Source organism: Streptomyces sp. MZ04 (assembly GCF_004684775.1).
Classification (GTDB): domain Bacteria; phylum Actinomycetota; class Actinomycetes; order Streptomycetales; family Streptomycetaceae; genus Streptomyces.
This window is the reverse complement of sequence record NZ_SRIC01000001.1, coordinates 50,571-68,614: the sequence shown is the minus strand read 5'-3', so window position 1 is coordinate 68,614 and position 18,044 is coordinate 50,571. Positions and strand designations below refer to the sequence as shown.

Sequence of the window (18,044 nt, the reverse complement as noted above, 5' to 3'; positions counted from 1 at the left end):
TACGGGACCGGACGTTGGCCCGGCGTACGGATTTAGCTGAAGGAGTCGCCGCAGGCGCAGGAGCCGGTGGCGTTCGGGTTGTCGATCGTGAAGCCCTGCTTCTCGATGGTGTCGACGAAGTCGATGGAGGCGCCGCCCAGGTAAGGAGCGCTCATCCGGTCGGTGACGACCTTCACGCCGTCGAAGTCCTTGACGACGTCGCCGTCGAGCGTGCGCTCGTCGAAGAACAGCTGGTAGCGCAGGCCGGAGCAGCCGCCGGGCTGAACGGCGACGCGCAGCGCCAGGTCGTCCCGGCCCTCCTGCTCAAGAAGGCCCTTGACCTTGGCCGCGGCGGCGTCGGACAGGAGGATGCCGTCGCTCACGGTGGTGGTCTCGTCCGATACGGACATCTGCTTCTCTCCCGGGTTGTACGGAGACTGCTTGCCGACGGTTGCAACCGTCGGGGCCGCGGATTCATTCCGGGCCGAGCGCTGTGTCTCTCGGCCGTCTGTCCCTTCATGCTCGCACATGACATCCGCCGGAGCACCGACCCGTGAAAGGCGAACGCGTCACATCGACACTATGGCCATCGTCAAACTGACGTGAAGCGGTTATGATAGATAACGTCAATTAGACGAAAAGGCTCGTCTGCAGAAGAGAAAGGGTGCGTGTCTCGTGACCACCGCCCAGTCCCCCGTGGACCTCGTGGACCTCGATGTTCAGCCCACGCCGCTTGCCCTGCTGCTGCTCGGCCGTGAGGCCGACCCCAAGAGCGAGCGCGGTGTGGAGTGCCCCGGCGACCTGCCGTCGCCCTCCGACCCCGACCTGGTCGAGCGCGCCCGCGCCGCCAAGGAGAGGCTCGGGGACAAGGTCTTCGTACTCGGCCACCACTACCAGCGCGACGAGGTCATCCAGTTCGCGGATGTCACCGGCGACTCCTTCAAGCTGGCCAAGGACGCGGCCGCCAAGCCCGAGGCGGAGTACATCGTCTTCTGCGGCGTGCACTTCATGGCCGAGTCGGCGGACATCCTGACCACCGACGACCAGAAGGTCGTGCTTCCCGACCTGGCGGCGGGCTGCTCAATGGCCGACATGGCCACGGCCGAGCAGGTCGCGGAGTGCTGGGACGTGCTGACCGAGGCCGGGATAGCCGAGCAGGTCGTGCCCGTCTCGTACATGAACTCCTCCGCCGACATCAAGGCCTTCACCGGCAAGCACGGCGGCACGATCTGTACGTCGTCGAACGCCAAGCGGGCCCTTGAGTGGGCCTTCGAGCAGGGGGAGCCCCATTCGACAAAGGTCCTCTTCCTGCCCGACCAGCACCTCGGCCGGAACACCGCGGTCCGCGACATGGGCTTCTCGCTCGAGGACTGCGTGGTCTACAACCCGCACAAGCCGGGCGGCGGCCTGACCGTCGAGCAGCTGCGCGACGCGAAGATGATCCTGTGGCGCGGGCACTGCTCGGTGCACGGGCGCTTCTCGCTGGAGTCGGTCGAGGACGTGCGGGCGCGGATACCCGGCGTGAACGTCCTGGTGCACCCGGAGTGCAAGCACGAGGTCGTGGCCGCGGCCGATTACGTCGGCTCGACCGAGCACATCATCAAGACCCTGGAGGCGGCGCCTGCCGGCTCCAAGTGGGCCATCGGGACCGAGCTCAACCTCGTACGCCGCCTGGCCAACCGCTTCGCCGCCGAGGACAAGGAGATCGTCTTCCTCGACAAGACGGTCTGCTTCTGCTCGACCATGAACCGGATCGACCTGCCGCACCTGGTCTGGGCGCTTGAGTCCCTCGCCGAGGGCAACCTGGTCAACCAGATCGAGGTCGACCGCGAGACCGAGCAGTTCGCGAAGCTGGCGCTGGAGCGGATGCTGGCGCTTCCGTAGTCCTGTTTCTTTTCTCGTACGTAAGGCTCGTACGTAGGCTCGTAGGTAAGGGGCGCCCGCCACTGCGGGCGCCCCTTACCGCGTGCTAGATCTGCGCCGGGACGCCCGCCTTCTTCGCCCGCTTCGTCTCGCGCTTCGCGCGGCGCCGCTCCTTGCGGAGTTCCAGCATCGCGTACAGCGTCGGGACGAGGAGGAGGGTGAGGAGGGTCGAGGTGATCAGGCCGCCGATCACCACCACCGCGAGCGGCTGGGCGATGAAGCCGCCCTCGCCCGTGATGCCCAGGGCCATGGGGAGGAGAGCGAAGATCGTCGCCAAGGCCGTCATGAGGATCGGGCGGAGGCGGTGGCGGCCGCCTTCGATGACCGCGTCGACGACGCCGTATCCCTGCTTGCGGTACTGGTTGATCAGGTCGATCAGGACGATCGCGTTGGTGACGACGATGCCGATCAGCATCAGCATGCCGATCATCGCCGGGACGCCCATCGGGGTGTCCGTCGCGATGAGCAGGCCGATCGCGCCCGTGGCAGCGAACGGGATGGAGACCAGCAGGATCAGTGGCTGCGCGAGGGACCGGAACGTCGCCACCAGCAGCATGAAGACGATCGCGATCGCCGCCAGCATCGCCAGGCCCAGCGAGGCGAACGCCTCGTCCTGGTCCTCGGAGACACCGCCGATGGACGCCGTGGCACCGTCCGGCAGCTTCAGCGCGTCGAGCTTCTTGGTGAGGTCGGCGCTGACCGCGCCCGTGTTCTCACCGGTGGGCTTCGCCGTGATCGTCGCGGCGCGCGCGCCGTCGATGCGGGACATCGAGACCGGTCCGTCGACCAGCTTGACGGAAGCGATGTCACCAAGCCTGACGCCAGTGCCGAGGTTCAGCCTGCGCAACTCGGCGAGGGTCTTCGCCGGCTTCGCCGACTTCACCACCACGTCGCGCTCGGTGTCGTCCAGGATCGCCTTGCCGCTCTTCGTGCCGCGGACCGCCTGGGCGACGGCCTGACCGAGCGTGGTGTCGTTGAAACCGGCCGCCGCCGCCTTGGAGTTGGCCTTGACCGAGATGCGCGGGATGCTCTGCGAGAGGTCGCTCTGGACGTCCGTGACGTCGTCGAGCTTCGCGACCTCGGCGCGCACCTCGTCGGACGCCTTGCGCAGCACGTCCCCGTCGGCGGCCTTGACCACCACGCTCAGGTCCTGGCTGCCGAAGCCGTCACCGGCCGCGATGGACGTCTGGCCGATGCCGGAGAGCTTGCCGAGCTCCTCCTCGACCAGGTCCTGGGTCCTGTCGTACGACGACTTGTCCTTGAGCGTCAGGGTGTACGAGGCCTGGTTGGTGTCCGTGCCGCCGCCGAAGGCCGCCATGAAACCGGACGAGCCGACGGTGACCTGGTAGTCCTTGATCTCGTCGAGGCCGTCCAGCATCTTCTCGATCTTCTTCGCCGAGGCGTCGGAGGCGGAGAGGCTGGTACCGGGCTTCAACTCCTGCTTGATGGTCAGGACTTCCTGCTCGCCCTGGTCGAAGAAGTTGGTCTTCAGGAGGGGCGCCATGCCGAACGTACCGACGAGGATCACGATCGCGATGGCGAGGCTGGTGAGGCGGCGCCGCGTCGCGAACCGCAGGACGGGGACGTAGACGCGCTGGAGCCTGCTCTTCGCCTCCTTCTCCTCGGCCTTGCGGCGGGCCTCATCCGGGTCGGCGCCGCGCACGTCCTTGGGGGCGCGCAGGAACCAGTACGAGAGAACCGGGACGACGGTCAGCGAGACGAGCAGGGACGCCAGGAGCGCCGCCGTCACCGTCAGCGAGAACGAGCCGAAGAGCTCGCCCACCATGCCGCCGACCAGGCCGATGGGGAGGAACACCGCGACCGTGGTCAGGGTCGAGGACGTTACCGCGCCCGCGACCTCCTTGACCGCCTTGATGATCGCGGCCTCGCGCTCCTCGCCGTATCCGAGATGGCGCTTGATGTTCTCCAGGACCACGATCGAGTCGTCGACGACGCGGCCGATCGCGATGGTCAGCGCGCCGAGCGTGAGCATGTTGAGGGAGAGGTCGCGGGTCCACAGGACGATCAGTGCGAGGACGACCGAGAGCGGGATGGAGACCGCGGTGACCAGCGTCGAGCGGATCGACGCCAGGAAGACCAGGATGACGATGACCGCGAAGACCAGGCCGAGCGCGCCCTCGGTGGTGAGGCCCTCGATGGACTTGGAGACGGCCGGGCCCTGGTCGCTCGCGACGGTCAGGCCGGAGCCGCTGCCCAGGTCCTTGCGGAGGTCGGGCAGCTTGTCCTTGACCGCGTCGGAGATGGCGACGGCGCTGCCGTCCTGGTCCATGGTGATCGCGACGGCGAGGCTCGGCTTGCCGTTGGTGCGCGTGATGGACGTGGGGTCCGCCGGCTGCTGCTTCACCGTGGCGAGGTCGCCGAGGCGGACCGGCTTGCCGGGGCGCTCCCCGGGCTTGGCCTCGGGGGTGACCATCAGGTCCTGGATCTGCTTCAGGGAGGTGAAGCCGCCGCCGACCTGGACGGTGCGGTTCTTGCCGTCCTCGTCGAAGGAGCCCGCGGGGAGCGTGGCGCCGCCCGCCTGGAGCGCCTGGCCGAGCGCGGCCTGGGTCAGACCCGCCTTGGCCAGCTTCCTGTCGTCGGGGGTGACATCGACCTGGAGGTCGCGTACGCCGTCGACGGTGACCTGGCCGACGCCGTCGATGTCCTCCATGGCGGGGACGACGGTGCGGTCGAGCTGGTCGGAGAGCGCCTGCTGGTCCTTGTCGGAGGTGACGGAGAGGACCACGGTCGGGATGTCGTCCGTGGAGCCCGCGATGACCTGCGGGTCGACGTCGTCGGGGAGTTCGGCCCCGGCGCGGTTCACGGCCTGCTGGACATCGGCGACGAGCTGCTTGGAGCCGTTGCCGTAGTCGAACTGGGCCATGATCACGGCGTTGCCCTCGCTCGCCGTGGAGGTGATTGAGGTGATCCCGTCGACCGCGTCGATGGAGGACTCGAGCGGCTCGACGACCTGCTTTTCGACCACATCGGGGGACGCGCCCTGGTACGGGGCCAGGACGGACACCATCGGGAGTTCGATGGAGGGCAGCAACTGCTGCTTGAGCTGAGGGATCGCGATGGCGCCGAAGACGAGCGCGACGATCGATATCAGCCCGATCAGGGCCCGTTGGGCCAGGCTGAATCGGGACAGCCAGGACATGGTGGTCTCTCTCTGTGGCGTACTGCGCAGGAACGGGCACCGGCAGGCCGGTGCCCCCTACACGATCTGCCATGTCCGGAGAGGGAACTGTCACTCCCGGGTCCCGTTCTGATGCGGCGCATACTGCGGGCGCAGTACACCGCACTCCGGCTCACTCCACCCTTGGACGTACCAGGCCGGATTCGTAGGCGATCACCACGAGTTGTGCCCGGTCACGGGCGCCCAGCTTCGCCATCGCGCGGTTCACATGGGTCTTCACGGTGAGCGGGCTGACCTCGAGCCGCTCGGCGATCTCGTCGTTCGAGTGGCCGCCCGCGACCTGGACGAGGACCTCGCGCTCACGCCCGGTGAGCGCGTCGAGCCGCTCGCCGCGCACCCCGCCCGCGCCGTCACCGTCCGAACCGTCGCCCTGCGCGAGGAACTTGGCGATCAGGCCCTTGGTCGCCGCCGGGGAGAGCAGCGCGTCGCCGGCGGCCGCGATGCGGATCGCGCCGAGCAGCTCGTCCGGCTCGGCCCCCTTGCCGAGGAATCCGGAGGCACCCGCGCGCAACGACTGCACCACGTACTCGTCGACCTCGAAGGTCGTCAGCATCACCACGCGTACGTGGGCCAGGGCGGGGTCGGCACTGATCATCCGGGTGGCGGCGAGGCCGTCCGTGCCGGGCATGCGGATGTCCATCAGGACGACGTCGGCGGCCTGCGCCCTGGCGAGCTCGACGGCCTCCGCGCCGTCCGACGCCTCGGCGACGACTTCCATGTCGGACTCGGAGTTCACGAGCACCTTGAACGCGCTGCGCAGCAGTGCCTGATCGTCGGCGAGCAGCACCCGGATCGTCACGCGGTGGTCCCTCCCTCTGCCGGGCTGACCGGCTTTGCCGTGACGGGCAGGATCGCATGGACGCGGAAACCGCCGCCGTAGCGGGGGCCCGCGGTGCAGCGGCCGCTGAGCGCGCTGACGCGTTCACGCATCCCGATCAGACCGTGCCCGCCGCCGTTGTCCTCGTCATCCTGGGGCTCGGTGCCCTCCCCCGGCCCGTCGTCGAGGACCGTCACCTCGATGTTCGGTCCTACGCGGACGACGCTGACTTCGGCCTTGGCGCCCGTACCCGCGTGCTTCTGTACGTTGGTGAGCGCCTCCTGGATGATCCGGTAGGCGGCGAGGTCGGCCCCGGCGGGCAGCTCCGTCTCCGCGTCGCCGCGGGTCACCTCCACGGGGAGGCCCGCGTGCCGGAAGGTGTCGACGAGATCGTCGAGGTGGGCGAGGCCGGGGGCGGGCTCGGTGGGGGCCTCTGGGTCGCCGGACTGCCGCAACAGGCCGACGGTGGCGCGCAGTTCGTTGAGCGCGGAGCGGCTGGCGTCGCGCACGTGGGAGAGGGCTTCCTTCGCCTGGTCCGGCCGCTTGTCCATCACATGCGCGGCGACTCCGGCCTGCACGTTGACGAGGGCGATGTGATGGGCGACGACATCGTGCAGATCGCGGGCGATGCGCAGCCGCTCCTCGGCGACGCGCCGCCGGGCCTCTTCCTCCCTCGTCCGTTCCGCCCGCTCGGCACGCTCTCTTATGGCGTCGACGAAGGCACGGCGGCTGCGGACGGCGTCGCCCGCGGCGGCGGCCATGCCGGTCCAGGCGAAGATGCCGAGGTTCTCCTGGGAGTACCAGGGCAGGGGCCCCGCGACCATCGCCACTCCTGTCAGTCCCGTCATGGTGACCAGGCCGACGCGCCAGGTGGTGGGCCGGTTGGTGGTGGCGGCGACGGTATAGAGGGCGACGACCGCGCTCATGACCACGGCACCGCGGTACGCGCCGGTGACGAGGTCGATGACGGAGACGGTGGAGGTCGCGGCGAGCACGATCCAGGGGTCGCGGCGCCGGAAGACCAGCGCCGCGGCCCCGAGCACCATCAGCATCACACTCAAGGTGCTCGGGGTGCGGGTGCCCCAGCTGGGTCCTCCGTCGTGCCGGTACGGCTCGACGAACGACCCGATGATCATGCAGACGAGAACGGCCGCCGCGAGGGCGCCGTCCACCGCCAGGGGATGAGCCTTGGCCCAACAGCGGCCTCGCACGAGAGTCGTCACGCCTTAAACGGTACGGGGCCCTGCGGGCTGCCGGGACCGGTCTGCCGGCTCGGCTGCTTTGGGCACCGGGAGCCGTCCGCCGCCCACCCGTCCGATTGACCCGCAGTCAGCCGGGGATCAAGCCGTCGTCGCTCAGCATCTGGCGGACCTCGTCCAGCGTCGCTTCCTCGGCGGGGAGGATCAGTTCCGAGGGTTCCAGCGCCTCGTCCGGGAGGGGCTCGCCCAGCTCCCGGACCTTGTCGAGGAGCGCGGCCAGCGTTCTGCGGAAGCCGGACTCGTCGCCGCTCTCCATCTCGGCCAGCAGCTCGTCGTCCAGCTTGTTCAGTTCGGTGAAGTGGCTGTCGGCCAGCTTCACCTGCCCCTCCCCCATGATCCGTACGATCATGTCGTCCTCCTCGGACGTGAGCGGTGAGCCGATGTGGAGCTACTGCTTGTCGAAGCGCGGGGTGTCCTGCGGCTGCTGGGCCTGGGGCTGTCCCTGACCCGGCTCGATGGCCTGCTTCGGCGTCGAGCCGCCGGCCAGTTCCGCCTTCATGCGCTGCAGTTCCAGCTCTACATCAGTACCACCGGAGAGGCGATCCAGCTCGGTCTGGATGTCGTCCTTGGCCAGCCCGGAGGAGTCGTCGAGGGCACCGGAGGCGAGCAGCTCGTCGATCGCGCCGGCCCGCGCCTGGAGCTGCGCGGTCTTGTCCTCGGCACGCTGGATGGCCATGCCGACGTCGCCCATCTCCTCGGAGATGCCGGAGAAGGCCTCGCCGATCCGGGTCTGCGCCTGCGCCGCGGTGTACGTGGCCTTGATCGTCTCCTTCTTCGTACGGAAGGCGTCGACCTTGGCCTGGAGGCGCTGCGCCGCGAGAGTGAGCTTCTCCTCCTCGCCCTGGAGGGTCTGGTGCTGCGTCTCCAGGTCGGTCACCTGCTGCTGCAGGGCGGCCCGGCGCGACAGCGCCTCGCGGGCCAGGTCCTCACGGCCCAGGGCGAGGGCCTTGCGACCCTGGTCCTCGAGGGTGGAGGACTGCTTCTGGAGCTGGCTCAGCTGCAGCTCGAGGCGCTTGCGCGACGTCGCCACGTCGGCGACACCACGGCGCACCTTCTGCAGCAGCTCCAGCTGCTTCTGGTAGGAGTAATCGAGGGTTTCGCGCGGGTCCTCGGCCCGGTCAAGGGCCTTGTTCGCCTTCGCGCGGAAGATCATCCCCATACGCTTCATGACACCGCTCATGGGCTTCGCGCGCCCCCTTCTGACGGACTTCTCAGCTCCAGGTACTGCAACAGAACCCACAGTACGGGCCCTGCATCCATTACCGCACTGTTCGCGTGCGGATGCGCTCATCCCCAAGGACGACTGCGTCCTGCCGCGCTCCGGCGCAGGGAGTAGGTGCACCCCTGTGAACCCCTCTGCAAGCGCCCGCAAAGCGGCTGCAAACCGCACTGAACGTCCCCGTAGACACATAATCAAGACGCCCGGTGTTGCCGGATCGTTCCCCGTCGGGCTGGAGTCCACACGCCCGCCCGTCTCCCACCACCGCCCTTGCAAAGAGGGGCCTTCGGCCCCGCACCTATTTTTTACCCCGTACCCTTGGGTTTTGTGTTCCGTAGCCGATCCAAGGACGAGAAGGCCCCGGCGAGCAAGGCCCCGGTGACCGACTCCCAGCAGACCCGTGACCCCGAGGCCCCCAAGGGCCGCCCCACGCCCAAGCGCAGTGAGGCCCAGACCCAGCGCCGCAGCGTGGCCAACACGCCTGTGACGCGCAAGGAGGCCGCGAAGCGGCAGCGCAGCGAGCGCCGCGTCCAGATGGACAAGCAGCGTCAGGCGCTCGCCAGCGGTGACGAGCGCTATCTGCCCGCTCGCGACAAGGGTCCGGTGCGCAAGTTCGCCCGTGACTTCGTGGACTCGCGGTTCTGCATCGCCGAGTTCTTCCTGCCGCTGGCAGTGATCATCCTCGTACTGAGCATGGTCCGGATCCCGCAGCTGCAGAACATCGCGCTGCTGCTCTGGCTCGTCGTGATCGTCCTGATCATCCTGGACTCCGTCACGACGGCGTTCCGCCTGAAGAAGCGCCTCGCCGAGCGCTTCCCGGACCAGAGCAAGAAGGGCGCCGTCGCCTACGCCCTGATGCGTACGCTCCAGATGCGCCGACTGCGACTGCCCAAGCCGCAGGTCAAGCGCGGAGAGCGGCCCTGAGCGGTTTCGCCGGCGGGGCCGCCGCCTGGCTGGAGAAGCTGGGCGGCCTGCGCAATGCCGTACGCCAGGAGCTGGTGTCCCGGCAGCTCGACGAACAGATAGCCGCGCGCTTCCCCGTGGGGCAGCGGCTGCGGGTGCTCGACGTGGGCATGGGCCAGGGCACGCAGGCGCTGCGCCTCGCCCGTGCCGGTCACAAGGTGACGGGCGTCGAGCAGGATCCGACGATGGTCGCCGCGGCGCGTGCCGCGCTCGACGCGGAGCCCGAGGGCATCCGCGGGAGGGTGCGGATCGTCGAGGGCGACGGGCACGAGACCGGGGTGCACTTCCTGCCGGGCAGCTTCGATGTGGTGCTGTGCCATGGCGTACTCATGTACGTCGAGGAGCCCGACGCGTTGCTCGCGGGGCTTGCCCGGATGCTGGCGCCCGGGGGGCTCCTCTCGCTGCTCGTCCGCAACGCGGACGCGCTGGCCATGCGGCCGGGGCTCGCCGGGGACTGGGCGGGGGCGCTGGCCGCCTTCGACTCCACCACTTATCGCAACCGCATCGGCATCGAGGCGCGTGCGGACCGGCTCGACGCGGTGGTCGCGTCCCTCGCCGGGATCGCGGCGCCGCTGCACGCCTGGTACGGGGTGCGGGTCTTCACCGATACGGCGGCGGACGGGGTCGCGCCTCCTGCGGAGGCCGAGCTGGACGCGTTGCTCGCGGCCGAGGAGCGGGCCGGGCGTACCGACCCGTATCGCCGGGTCGCGGCGCTGCTGCATCTCTGCGGGGTACGGGACTAGGGGTACGCCCCGGATCCGTGCAGCCACCCGATTGCCCCGCATCCCAGAGCGGCACATTCGGGCAAACACGACACTCGGGGCATGAATGTCTCGCGTACCCGTCACGCCACCGTCGCCGCGGCCCTCGTCGCGGGGCTCCTTCTCGGCGGCTGTTCGAGCGGCGGCTCCGGGGACTCCGGTGAGTCCACCACGCAGGCCGCGCCCGCCGCAGCGAACGACCTGGAGGACGACTACCAGCAGGTCATCGAGGACGTCCTGCCGTCCGTCGTGCAGATCGAGGCCTCCGACAGCCTCGGCTCCGGCGTCGTCTACGACGACAAGGGGCACATCGTCACCAACGCCCATGTCGTGGGCAAGGAGCGGACCTTCAAGGTGACGACGGCCACCGGCGAGCAGACCCTCGGCGCGGAGCTCGTCGCCGCGTACCCGGAGCAGGACCTCGCCGTCATCAAGCTCGACGACGTGCCGAGCGGGCTCAAGGCCGCGAAGTTCGGCGACTCCAACAAGGCCGAGGTCGGGCAGATCGTGCTCGCCATGGGTTCGCCGCTGGGTCTTTCGTCCAGCGTCACTCAAGGCATCGTCTCCGCCACCGGCCGGACCGTCAGCGAGGGCAGCACGGGCGGCGGGACCGGCGCCACCATCGCCAACATGGTGCAGACGTCCGCGGCGATCAACCCGGGCAACAGCGGCGGCGCCCTGGTCGATCTCGACAGCGAGGTCATCGGCATCCCGACGCTCGCGGCGACCGACCCGGACATGGGGGACGGCGCGGCGCCCGGCATCGGGTTCGCGATCCCGTCCTCGATGGTGAAGACCGTCGCCGACCAGATCATCAAGGACGGCAAGGTCACCGACTCGGGCCGGGCCGCGCTCGGCATCACGGGACGCACGGTCCTCGGCGACGACTACCGGCCCGCGGGCGTCGCCGTGGTCGACGAGCAGCAGGACGGTGCGGCGGCCGATGCGGGTATCGAGACCGGCGACATCATCACCAAGGTGGGCGACGCCGACATCACCACGATCACCTCGCTCTCCGAGGCCCTCGCCGGGCAGCAGCCGGGCGACGAGACGAAGGTGACGTACGTACGGGACGGCGCCGAGAAGACCGTCGACGTCACGCTGGGCGAGATGTAGCGGGACGTGAGGGAGGCGGTGGCCGACGGCCACCGCCTCCCTCACGTCCAGGCCCGGCTCAGCCCTGTGCCGCGTCCTCCGCGTGCAGGCTCATCGGCCCGTAGATCTTGTTCGCGTCCTCGAACAGCGACACCTGGTCGGCGCCGCCGTCGGCGAGTTCTTTCCAGTACTCGCCGACCCAGGACTCCGCGTCGCCCTGAGTGGTGAACTCCTCGGGCTGCAGCGCGGGCTGGACCTCCGTCCCGTCCGCCTTCTCGAACCGCCACGTCCATGCCGCCATGCCAGCCTCCCGATGGTCCGACAGCTGTGTGAAGCCGCTTGAAGCCTAGCCGGGCGAGCGGCGCTCGCGGCGACGCGGGAGGATCTTCTCGTGGAACTGACTCTGCTCGGCACCGGCGCTCCCGAAGGCCTGCCCGTCCCAGGCTGCCCGTGCGCGGCCTGCGCGACGGCGCTCGGCGACGCCGCACGCGCCGCCACCGCGCTCCTCGTCGACGGCGTTCTGCTGCTCGACCTCACTCCTGGCGCCGCCCTCGCGGCCGCCCGCTCCGGGCACACGCTCGGCGGCGTACGCCAGGTCCTCCTCTCCCATCCGCACGACGGCCCCTCGGTGGAGGTACCGGCCGGTCTGCCGCAGCCGGGCCGGGTGCCGGACGGGCGGGAGCTCGCGCTGCTCACCGGGCACCGGGTGCGCGCGGTGGCGATGGACCACCCGGGCACGGGGTACGAGGTGACCGGGCCCGACGGCGAGCGGCTGCTGTATCTGCCGCCGGGGGGTGCGCCGTCCGGGGTGCCGGACGGCGCACCGGCGTACGAGATGGTCGTGGCCGATGTCATCGGGCGGCCCGACGGGCTCGCCCGGCTGCGGGCGGCGGGCGCCATCGGGCCGACGACGGACATCATCGCCGTGCATCTGAGCCATGAGGTGCCGCCGGGCGCGGAGCTGCGGCGCAGGCTCGCGGCCGCCGGTGCGCGGGCCGTGCGGGACGGTGCGACGCTGGTGGTCGGCGCCTATGAGGACGTACCGGATGTGCCGCGGCGCACCCTCGTCGTGGGCGGCGCCCGGTCGGGGAAGTCGGTGGAGGCCGAGCGGCGGCTCGAGGCGTTCCCCGATGTGCTGTACGTGGCGACGGGCGGGACCAGGAACGGCGACTCCGAGTGGGCGGACCGGGTGAGCGCGCACCGCGAGCGGCGGCCCGGTTCGTGGAGCACCGCCGAGACCTGCGACCTCGTGCCGCTGCTCGCCGGGAACGGGCCTCCCCTGCTCATCGACTGCCTGTCGCTGTGGCTGACGTACGCGATGGACGAGGTGAACGCGTGGGACGACGCCGAGTGGGCGGGCGGCGGCGAGCGGGCCCTGCGCAAGCGGGTCGCCGAGCTCACGGACGCGCTGCGGGCGACCCGGCGCACGGTCGTCGCCGTCTCGAACGAGGTCGGCTCGGGCATCGTCCCCGCGACCGCGTCGGGCCGCCGCTACCGCGATGAACTGGGCCGTCTCAACGCGGCGTTCGCGGCGGAGTGCGAGCAGGTCCTGATGGTCGTGGCGGGCCAGGCGCTGGCCCTGCGGGGCTGACCGGGCCGACCGGGCCGACCGGGCCGACCGGGCCGCTCACGCGTCCGGGTTCCTGCGGGCGATGATCCGGTAGGCGTTGGAGAACCGGGTGCGGCTGACCACGGGTGCGAGCAGCCGGTCGGCCAGGGCGGCGGCGGCCAGCAGCGGGGTCGCGAGGCGGGCCGCGGCGCGGATGCGGCCGAGGGTGACGGCGAGGCCCGCGGTGAGGTCGAGCGGGATGTGCGGCTCGCGCCGGTCGGTGGCCACGACGGTGTAGCCGAGGCTCTCCAGCTCGCGCCGGAGCGCGGTGAGCGGGATGCGGTGGTGGGGCTCGGGCCGGATCCAGCCCTTGCCGAGGAGCCTGGCGTACCGGCTCTCCGGGACGGGGACCTCGATCATCAGATGGCCGCCGGGCCGCAACACCGTGCGGGCGGCGATGAGTTCGATGCGCGGATCGGCGCTGCGCTCCAGGTAGTGGAACATGCTCAGCGCGTCGTAGCGCCCCGCGAGCTTCGGCGCGAGATCGGCGAGCAGTCCCCGGTGGGCCTCCTCCACGCGGCCCGCCTCGCGGCCCGCCTCCACCCGCTCGGTGCGGTCGAGCCCGTCGAAGGCGGTGTACGGGTGGACCTGCTTGGCGGCGGCGGGGAAGTGCCCGTGTCCGGTGTCGACGTCCAGCCAGCTCTCGGGCTCGATGAAGCGGCCCATCGCGCGGGCGCGTGCCTGGTGGCGGCGGGCCGCCGAGTGCGGGGCGGCGAGGATCTTCTCGGCCTGGGCTGCGGCGACCTGGGCGGCGTCCATGGGGGTGGAGGGCTCCTCTGTCAGGCGGTTCGAGCAGTACGACAATCCCCTTGAAACGGCACGTAAGGGATGATCGACACCGGTGCAATGACACCACGGAGGCGACCGCACGGGTCCCCGACCCTCCCGGTACTGTTCGGCGAATGAGCTCGCTGAATCTCGACGACTTCACCGACCTGATCGAGCGCCCCGACGGCGGCGTGCGGCGCGACGCCGAGGAGCGCAGGGAACGGCAGAGCGTGCCGCCCGGGGCGCTCGGGCGCCTCGACGAGCTGGGCGAGTGGCTGTCCGCCGCCCAGTCGTCGGTTCCGGTCAAGCCGATCGAGCGGCCGCGCGTGATCCTGTTCGCGGGCGACCACGGGGTCGCCGAGCTCGACGTCTCCGCAAGGCCCGCCGGCGGCGCGGCCGAACTCGTGCGCTCCGTACTCTCCGGCGAGAGCCCCGTCGCCGTGCTCGCGCGCCGCCTGGACGTGCCCGTCCGCATCGTCGACATGGCCCTGGACTGCGACCCGGCCGAACTGCCCGCCGAGGTGGCGGGTCACCGGGTGCGGCGCGGCTCGGGGCGCGTCGACATCGAGGACGCGCTGACGGCCGAGGAGGCCGAGGCCGCGGTGCGGGCCGGGATGGCCGTCGCCGACGAAGAGGCCGACTCCGGCACCGACTTGGTCGTGCTCGGCGATGTGAGCGTCGGCGGGACGACACCCGCCGCGACGCTGGTCGCCGCGCTCTGCGGGACCGACGCGTCCGTGGTGACCGGGCGGGGCGGCTCGCCGATCGACGACCTGGCGTGGATGCGCAAGTGCGCGGCGGTCCGTGACTCGCTGCGGCGGGCGCGGCCCGTGCTCGGGGACCAGCTGGAGCTGCTCGCGGCGGTCGGCGGGGCGGACATCGCCGCCATGACCGGGTTCCTGCTGCAGTGCGCGGTGCGGCGTACGCCCGTGATTCTTGACGGCGTGGTGGCTTCGGCGGCCGCGCTGGTGGCCCAGCGGGTCGCCTTCCGGGCGCCGGACTGGTGGCTCGCGGGGCATGCGAGCGGGGAGCCTGCGCAGGCCAAGGCGCTGGACCGGATGGCGCTCGATCCGGTGCTCGAGCAGGGCGTGAAGGTGGGCGAGGGCGTGGGCGCGTTGCTCGCCGTGCCGCTGGTGCGGGCCGCGGCGGCGCTCTCCGCCGAGCTGCCGGTTGCGCCTGAACCGGCGGCGCAGGACGCGGAGTAGCCGCGGGGCGCCGCCGTGCGGAACGCCTGCCCGCAACTCGGACATCACGGCCCATATGATCCCCTTTCATGGGAGATGAGCCGAATGTTGCTTCTGGGCGTAATCGGCGGATCGCTGCGGGCTTCAGTGTCTGGTACTTGCGCGCCGTCACCTTCATCAACTTTCTGAGCGCGGTCTGGGTCTCCCTGGGGCAGGATCTGCGGCGGCACAACACCGAGAACTACTTCACCCCGTATCTGCTGACGGCAGGATTCGCCTCGGGGGCGTTCACGATGTTCCTGGCCATCACGATGCGCCGCCGCAAACGCGCCGCCTGGATTCTCAACCTCGTACTCAGCGGGCTCTTCCTGCTTCTCTTCGCGTTCGCGATGATCTTTCCGGAGATCCGTCAGCACGCGCAGAACTGGATCTCCCTCGTCCTGACCGCCGCCTTCGTCGCCGCGCTGATCGTCGGGCGCCGGGAGTTCTACGCCAAGGGCGACCGGTCGAATCCGAAGCTCGCGGCGGCCGTCGCGGTCGGCGGTCTTCTCGTGACCTCGCTGATCGCCGCACTCCTCGTCACCGTCACCAACCACGCGGACGACGAGTACCGTTCGACCTTCCTCGACCGCTGGCGCTACGGCACCATGCGGCTCGTCTCGCTCGCCGCCGACGACACACGGTTCGAGGGCATCGCCACGCCGGGCTGGGTCAACGTCACCATCAACGTGCTCAGCACGCTCCTCCTCCTTGCCGTGCTGTACGCCGCCTTCCGCTCACGCAAGGCCGTCGACCCGCTCACCGAGGACGACGAGGCCAAGCTGCACGGGCTGCTCGACAAGTACGGGGAGCGCGACTCGCTCGGGTACTTCGCGCTGCGCCGCGAGAAGAGCGTCGTGTGGTCGCCGAGCGCCAAGGCGGCGGTCGCCTACCGGGTGATCGGGGGCGTCTCCCTGGCCTCCGGTGATCCCATCGGGGATCCGGAGGCCTGGCCCGGCGCCATCGAGCCGTGGCTCGCCGCCGCCCGCGAACACGGCTGGATCCCGGCCGTGATGGGGGCGAGCGAGGAGGCGGGCACGATCTACGCGCGGCACGGTCTCGACGCGCTGGAGCTGGGCGACGAAGCGATCGTCGAGACGGCTGAGTTCACGCTGGAGGGGCGGGCCATGCGCACCGTCCGGCAGGCGTACAACCGGGTCAAGCGGGCCGGGTACGAGGTGCGGATCCGGCGTCACGAGGATATTCCGGCCGACGAGATGGCGTATCTGCTCGAGCGCGCCGACGACTGGCGGGACGGGGCCACCGAGCGCGGCTTCTCCATGGCGCTCGGGCGGCTGGGCGACCCCGCCGACGGGCGGTGCGTGATGCTCGAATGCAGGGACAGCCGCGCGGGGGAAGGCGCCGGCGAGTTGAGAGCGGTGCTCTCGTTCGTGCCCTGGGGGCCGAACGGGCTCTCCCTCGACCTGATGCGGCGCGACCGCGACTCCGAGAACGGCCTGATGGAGTTCATGGTCATCGAGCTGCTCCAGCGCGCCCCGGAGATCGACATCACTCAGGTGTCGCTGAACTTCGCGATGTTCCGGTCCGTCTTCGAACGCGGCTCGCGGCTCGGCGCGGGCCCGGTCCTGCGGTTGTGGCGCTCGCTGCTCACCTTCTTCTCACGGTGGTGGCAGATCGAGTCGCTGTACCGGGCCAACGCGAAGTACCGCCCGATCTGGGAGCCGCGCTTCCTTCTCTTCGAGAAGAGCGGTGACCTGCCGCGCATCGGCATCGCGTCGGCCCGTGCGGAGGGCTTCCTGGAAGCGCCGGGCCTGCCGAAGTGGCTGCATCGCAAGCATCTGGAGTCCCGACGATGAACACCCTGCCCCTGTCCCTGTCCCGGATGGCACGCGACGAGTGGGGGCCGCTGTACGCCGCCGTGCGGGACGGCATCGCCGAGCGGCGGTGGCGGGCGGCGCCGATGACGCTCGCCGCGGTCTGTCTGACCGCCCTCCTCCAGTTCGTGCAGAACCAGTCCTGGGGCTATCAGTTCGTCCAGAACATCGGTTCCGTACGGGCCGATGACCCGCTCTGGCTCGCCCTCCTTCGAACCCCGCTCTCGCTCTTCGTACCCGCGCTCGACCTGCCCGTCTGGGGAGCGCTCGCGCAGGTCCTGCTGGTGTTCGGCATCGCCGAGATCTGCGTCGGCTGGTGGCGCACGCTCGTCATCGGCTACGCGGCCACCCTCGCGGGCACGCTCTACGCGCGCGTGGGCATCGCGTGGGGTCCCGGCAACCCGCTGGGGCTTCCCGCGTCCGACGCGCAGGTCGTCGACACCGGGCCTTCCGCCGCCGTGGTGGGGCTCGCGGTCTATGTGTGCTGGCGGTACCGGGCGTGGTTCACGGGGGCCCTGGTGATCGCCGTGATGGTCATCGAGGTCTTCGTGAAGAACAACCTCGCGGGCAAGGAGCACTTGGCGGCGATCGCGGCCGTACTCGTGCTGTGCGGCTGCTCGGCGGTGGTTCAGCGGCGCGGGCGCGCGAGTTCCGTGTCGGGCTTGCCGCCGATCAGATCCTGAAACTTGCGGCGCGGGCCCGCCCAGCGGCGGTCGTGGCGGTAGGCGCGCAGGCCCGCTCGGGCGCGGGCGCGGTGCCGGTTGCGGTAGAAGCGCCTGGCCCATGCCGATCCGGGGCGGGCGAGGCGGATCGCGCCGACCATCGCGACGAGCGGGACCACCATGCCGATCAGGGCCGTCTGCAGCTTGCCCTTGGCCAGGGCGATCAGGGCGAAGCAGCAGTTGAAGGCGATGTTCAGGGCGAGCGCGGCGCGGTTGTTCCGCTCCTCGGGCGACAGGTCGTTCACGCCGAACGGGGTGAAGCCGGTGAGGATGAGCACCACCAGGGCCGCGGTGAGCATCACCACCTCGACGCTCTTGCGGCCCTGTTCGCTCCAGTAGACGTCGTCGAGGTAGAGGATCAGCGCGAACTCGTCGAGGACGAGGCCGGCGCCGACCCCGAACATGACCGCCGCGAGCATCGACCCCAGGCTGTGCATGCCCGCGGCCACGGCCCAGAAGCCGCCGACGAGCATGAGGAAGATGCCGGGTACGACGTGATGGATGTGTACGTCGCCCGTGCTGATGTTCCGGAAGGGGCCCTTGCCCGCGCGGATGAGGCGGGTGATGGTGCGGGTGACGAGGAAGGTGGCGACGAAGGAGAGCAGGGCCAGGAGCAGCGGAAGCTTCCCCGGCTCCACGATGTTCGTTTCCCACCAGTCGGCCATGGGGCCA

The 18,044-nt window shown here is 70.4% G+C and carries 17 protein-coding genes; 8 read left to right on the top strand and 9 right to left on the bottom strand.

Annotated elements, in window-relative coordinates:
- Positions 1-32: 32 nt before the first annotated feature.
- A complete protein-coding gene (locus tag E2651_RS00335) occupies positions 33-389 on the bottom strand; it encodes an iron-sulfur cluster assembly accessory protein (RefSeq protein WP_030786960.1) in 357 nt (118 codons plus the stop codon).
- A gap of 265 nt (positions 390-654) precedes the next feature.
- On the opposite strand from E2651_RS00335, the gene nadA reads away from it, so the two are divergent.
- Entirely contained in the window at positions 655-1,863 is a 1,209-nt protein-coding gene (gene nadA / locus E2651_RS00325) for a quinolinate synthase NadA (RefSeq protein ID WP_135328896.1), read from the top strand.
- Between the two features lie 85 nt (positions 1,864-1,948).
- On the opposite strand, the gene E2651_RS00320 is transcribed toward nadA, so the two are convergent.
- From E2651_RS00320 to E2651_RS00300, 5 genes are all read right to left on the bottom strand, one after another.
- Positions 1,949-5,062 carry an efflux RND transporter permease subunit gene (locus E2651_RS00320; RefSeq protein ID WP_135328895.1) on the bottom strand — a complete coding sequence of 1,038 codons (3,114 nt, stop codon included), beginning with the start codon at positions 5,060-5,062 and terminating at the stop codon, positions 1,949-1,951.
- 151 nt (positions 5,063-5,213) lie between these two features.
- Positions 5,214-5,900 (bottom strand): response regulator transcription factor, encoded by a 687-nt coding sequence (locus tag E2651_RS00315; RefSeq protein ID WP_135328894.1) that lies wholly within the window; start codon positions 5,898-5,900, stop codon positions 5,214-5,216.
- On the bottom strand, positions 5,897-7,141 hold the full coding sequence (locus E2651_RS00310; protein ID WP_135328893.1) for a sensor histidine kinase: 1,245 nt from the start codon (positions 7,139-7,141) through the stop codon (positions 5,897-5,899). The genes E2651_RS00315 and E2651_RS00310 overlap by 4 nt, the downstream gene beginning before the upstream one ends.
- A 106-nt stretch (positions 7,142-7,247) precedes the next feature.
- Positions 7,248-7,526, bottom strand: coding sequence for a hypothetical protein (locus E2651_RS00305; protein WP_135328892.1), 279 nt, complete (start codon positions 7,524-7,526; stop codon positions 7,248-7,250).
- A 39-nt stretch (positions 7,527-7,565) separates the two neighbouring features.
- Positions 7,566-8,357: a PspA/IM30 family protein gene (locus tag E2651_RS00300; protein WP_135328891.1), complete on the bottom strand. Its 792-nt coding sequence runs from the start codon at positions 8,355-8,357 to the stop codon at positions 7,566-7,568.
- 309 nt (positions 8,358-8,666) lie between these two features.
- Here E2651_RS00300 and E2651_RS00295 point away from each other — a divergent pair, with 309 nt between their 5' ends.
- From E2651_RS00295 to E2651_RS00285, 3 genes are all read left to right on the top strand, one after another.
- Positions 8,667-9,320, top strand: coding sequence for a DUF3043 domain-containing protein (locus E2651_RS00295; RefSeq protein WP_167828631.1), 654 nt, complete (start codon positions 8,667-8,669; stop codon positions 9,318-9,320).
- 74 nt (positions 9,321-9,394) lie between these two features.
- The gene (locus tag E2651_RS00290) at positions 9,395-10,102 is read left to right on the top strand and encodes a class I SAM-dependent methyltransferase (RefSeq protein WP_135328889.1); all 708 of its coding nucleotides are present in this window, start codon (positions 9,395-9,397) and stop codon (positions 10,100-10,102) included.
- A gap of 81 nt (positions 10,103-10,183) precedes the next feature.
- Positions 10,184-11,236, top strand: coding sequence for a trypsin-like peptidase domain-containing protein (locus E2651_RS00285; RefSeq protein WP_135328888.1), 1,053 nt, complete (start codon positions 10,184-10,186; stop codon positions 11,234-11,236).
- 58 nt (positions 11,237-11,294) lie between these two features.
- Here the strand turns inward: E2651_RS00285 and E2651_RS00280 are convergent, their stop codons facing one another.
- Positions 11,295-11,516 carry a hypothetical protein gene (locus E2651_RS00280; RefSeq protein ID WP_135328887.1) on the bottom strand — a complete coding sequence of 74 codons (222 nt, stop codon included), beginning with the start codon at positions 11,514-11,516 and terminating at the stop codon, positions 11,295-11,297.
- A 90-nt stretch (positions 11,517-11,606) separates the two neighbouring features.
- On the opposite strand from E2651_RS00280, the gene E2651_RS00275 reads away from it, so the two are divergent.
- Positions 11,607-12,806: a bifunctional adenosylcobinamide kinase/adenosylcobinamide-phosphate guanylyltransferase gene (locus tag E2651_RS00275; RefSeq protein WP_135328886.1), complete on the top strand. Its 1,200-nt coding sequence runs from the start codon at positions 11,607-11,609 to the stop codon at positions 12,804-12,806.
- 36 nt (positions 12,807-12,842) lie between these two features.
- Here the strand turns inward: E2651_RS00275 and E2651_RS00270 are convergent, their stop codons facing one another.
- Positions 12,843-13,583 carry a class I SAM-dependent methyltransferase gene (locus tag E2651_RS00270; protein ID WP_135328885.1) on the bottom strand — a complete coding sequence of 247 codons (741 nt, stop codon included), beginning with the start codon at positions 13,581-13,583 and terminating at the stop codon, positions 12,843-12,845.
- Between the two features lie 143 nt (positions 13,584-13,726).
- On the opposite strand from E2651_RS00270, the gene cobT reads away from it, so the two are divergent.
- From cobT to E2651_RS44540, 3 genes are all read left to right on the top strand, one after another.
- Complete coding sequence (gene cobT, locus E2651_RS00265; protein ID WP_135328884.1) at positions 13,727-14,797, top strand: nicotinate-nucleotide--dimethylbenzimidazole phosphoribosyltransferase; 1,071 nt, start codon at positions 13,727-13,729, stop codon at positions 14,795-14,797.
- 68 nt (positions 14,798-14,865) lie between these two features.
- Positions 14,866-16,632, top strand: coding sequence for a phosphatidylglycerol lysyltransferase domain-containing protein (locus E2651_RS00260; protein WP_135328883.1), 1,767 nt, complete (start codon positions 14,866-14,868; stop codon positions 16,630-16,632).
- On the top strand, positions 16,629-17,333 hold the full coding sequence (locus E2651_RS44540) for a hypothetical protein (RefSeq protein ID WP_209446028.1): 705 nt from the start codon (positions 16,629-16,631) through the stop codon (positions 17,331-17,333). Before E2651_RS00260 ends, E2651_RS44540 begins: the two co-directional genes overlap by 4 nt.
- Here E2651_RS44540 and E2651_RS00250 read toward each other — a convergent pair.
- A complete protein-coding gene (locus E2651_RS00250; RefSeq protein WP_135328882.1) occupies positions 17,279-18,037 on the bottom strand; it encodes a hypothetical protein in 759 nt (252 codons plus the stop codon). The two genes, E2651_RS44540 and E2651_RS00250, sit on opposite strands and share 55 nt — an antisense overlap.
- Positions 18,038-18,044: the final 7 nt, after the last annotated feature.

Excerpts from the sequence above, each read along its gene's own strand:
- E2651_RS00335 (WP_030786960.1), bottom strand. The coding sequence starts at position 389 with ATGTCCGTATCGGACGAGACCACCACCGTGAGCGACGGCATCCTCCTG.
- E2651_RS00320 (WP_135328895.1), bottom strand. The coding sequence starts at position 5,062 with ATGTCCTGGCTGTCCCGATTCAGCCTGGCCCAACGGGCCCTGATCGGG.
- E2651_RS00305 (WP_135328892.1), bottom strand. The coding sequence starts at position 7,526 with ATGATCGTACGGATCATGGGGGAGGGGCAGGTGAAGCTGGCCGACAGC.
- E2651_RS00300 (WP_135328891.1), bottom strand. The coding sequence starts at position 8,357 with ATGAGCGGTGTCATGAAGCGTATGGGGATGATCTTCCGCGCGAAGGCG.
- E2651_RS00285 (WP_135328888.1), top strand. The coding sequence starts at position 10,184 with ATGAATGTCTCGCGTACCCGTCACGCCACCGTCGCCGCGGCCCTCGTC.
- E2651_RS00280 (WP_135328887.1), bottom strand. The coding sequence starts at position 11,516 with ATGGCGGCATGGACGTGGCGGTTCGAGAAGGCGGACGGGACGGAGGTC.
- E2651_RS00270 (WP_135328885.1), bottom strand. The coding sequence starts at position 13,583 with ATGGACGCCGCCCAGGTCGCCGCAGCCCAGGCCGAGAAGATCCTCGCC.
- cobT (WP_135328884.1), top strand. The coding sequence starts at position 13,727 with ATGAGCTCGCTGAATCTCGACGACTTCACCGACCTGATCGAGCGCCCC.
- E2651_RS00260 (WP_135328883.1), top strand. The coding sequence starts at position 14,866 with ATGGGAGATGAGCCGAATGTTGCTTCTGGGCGTAATCGGCGGATCGCT.
- E2651_RS44540 (WP_209446028.1), top strand. The coding sequence starts at position 16,629 with ATGAACACCCTGCCCCTGTCCCTGTCCCGGATGGCACGCGACGAGTGG.
- E2651_RS00250 (WP_135328882.1), bottom strand. The coding sequence starts at position 18,037 with ATGGCCGACTGGTGGGAAACGAACATCGTGGAGCCGGGGAAGCTTCCG.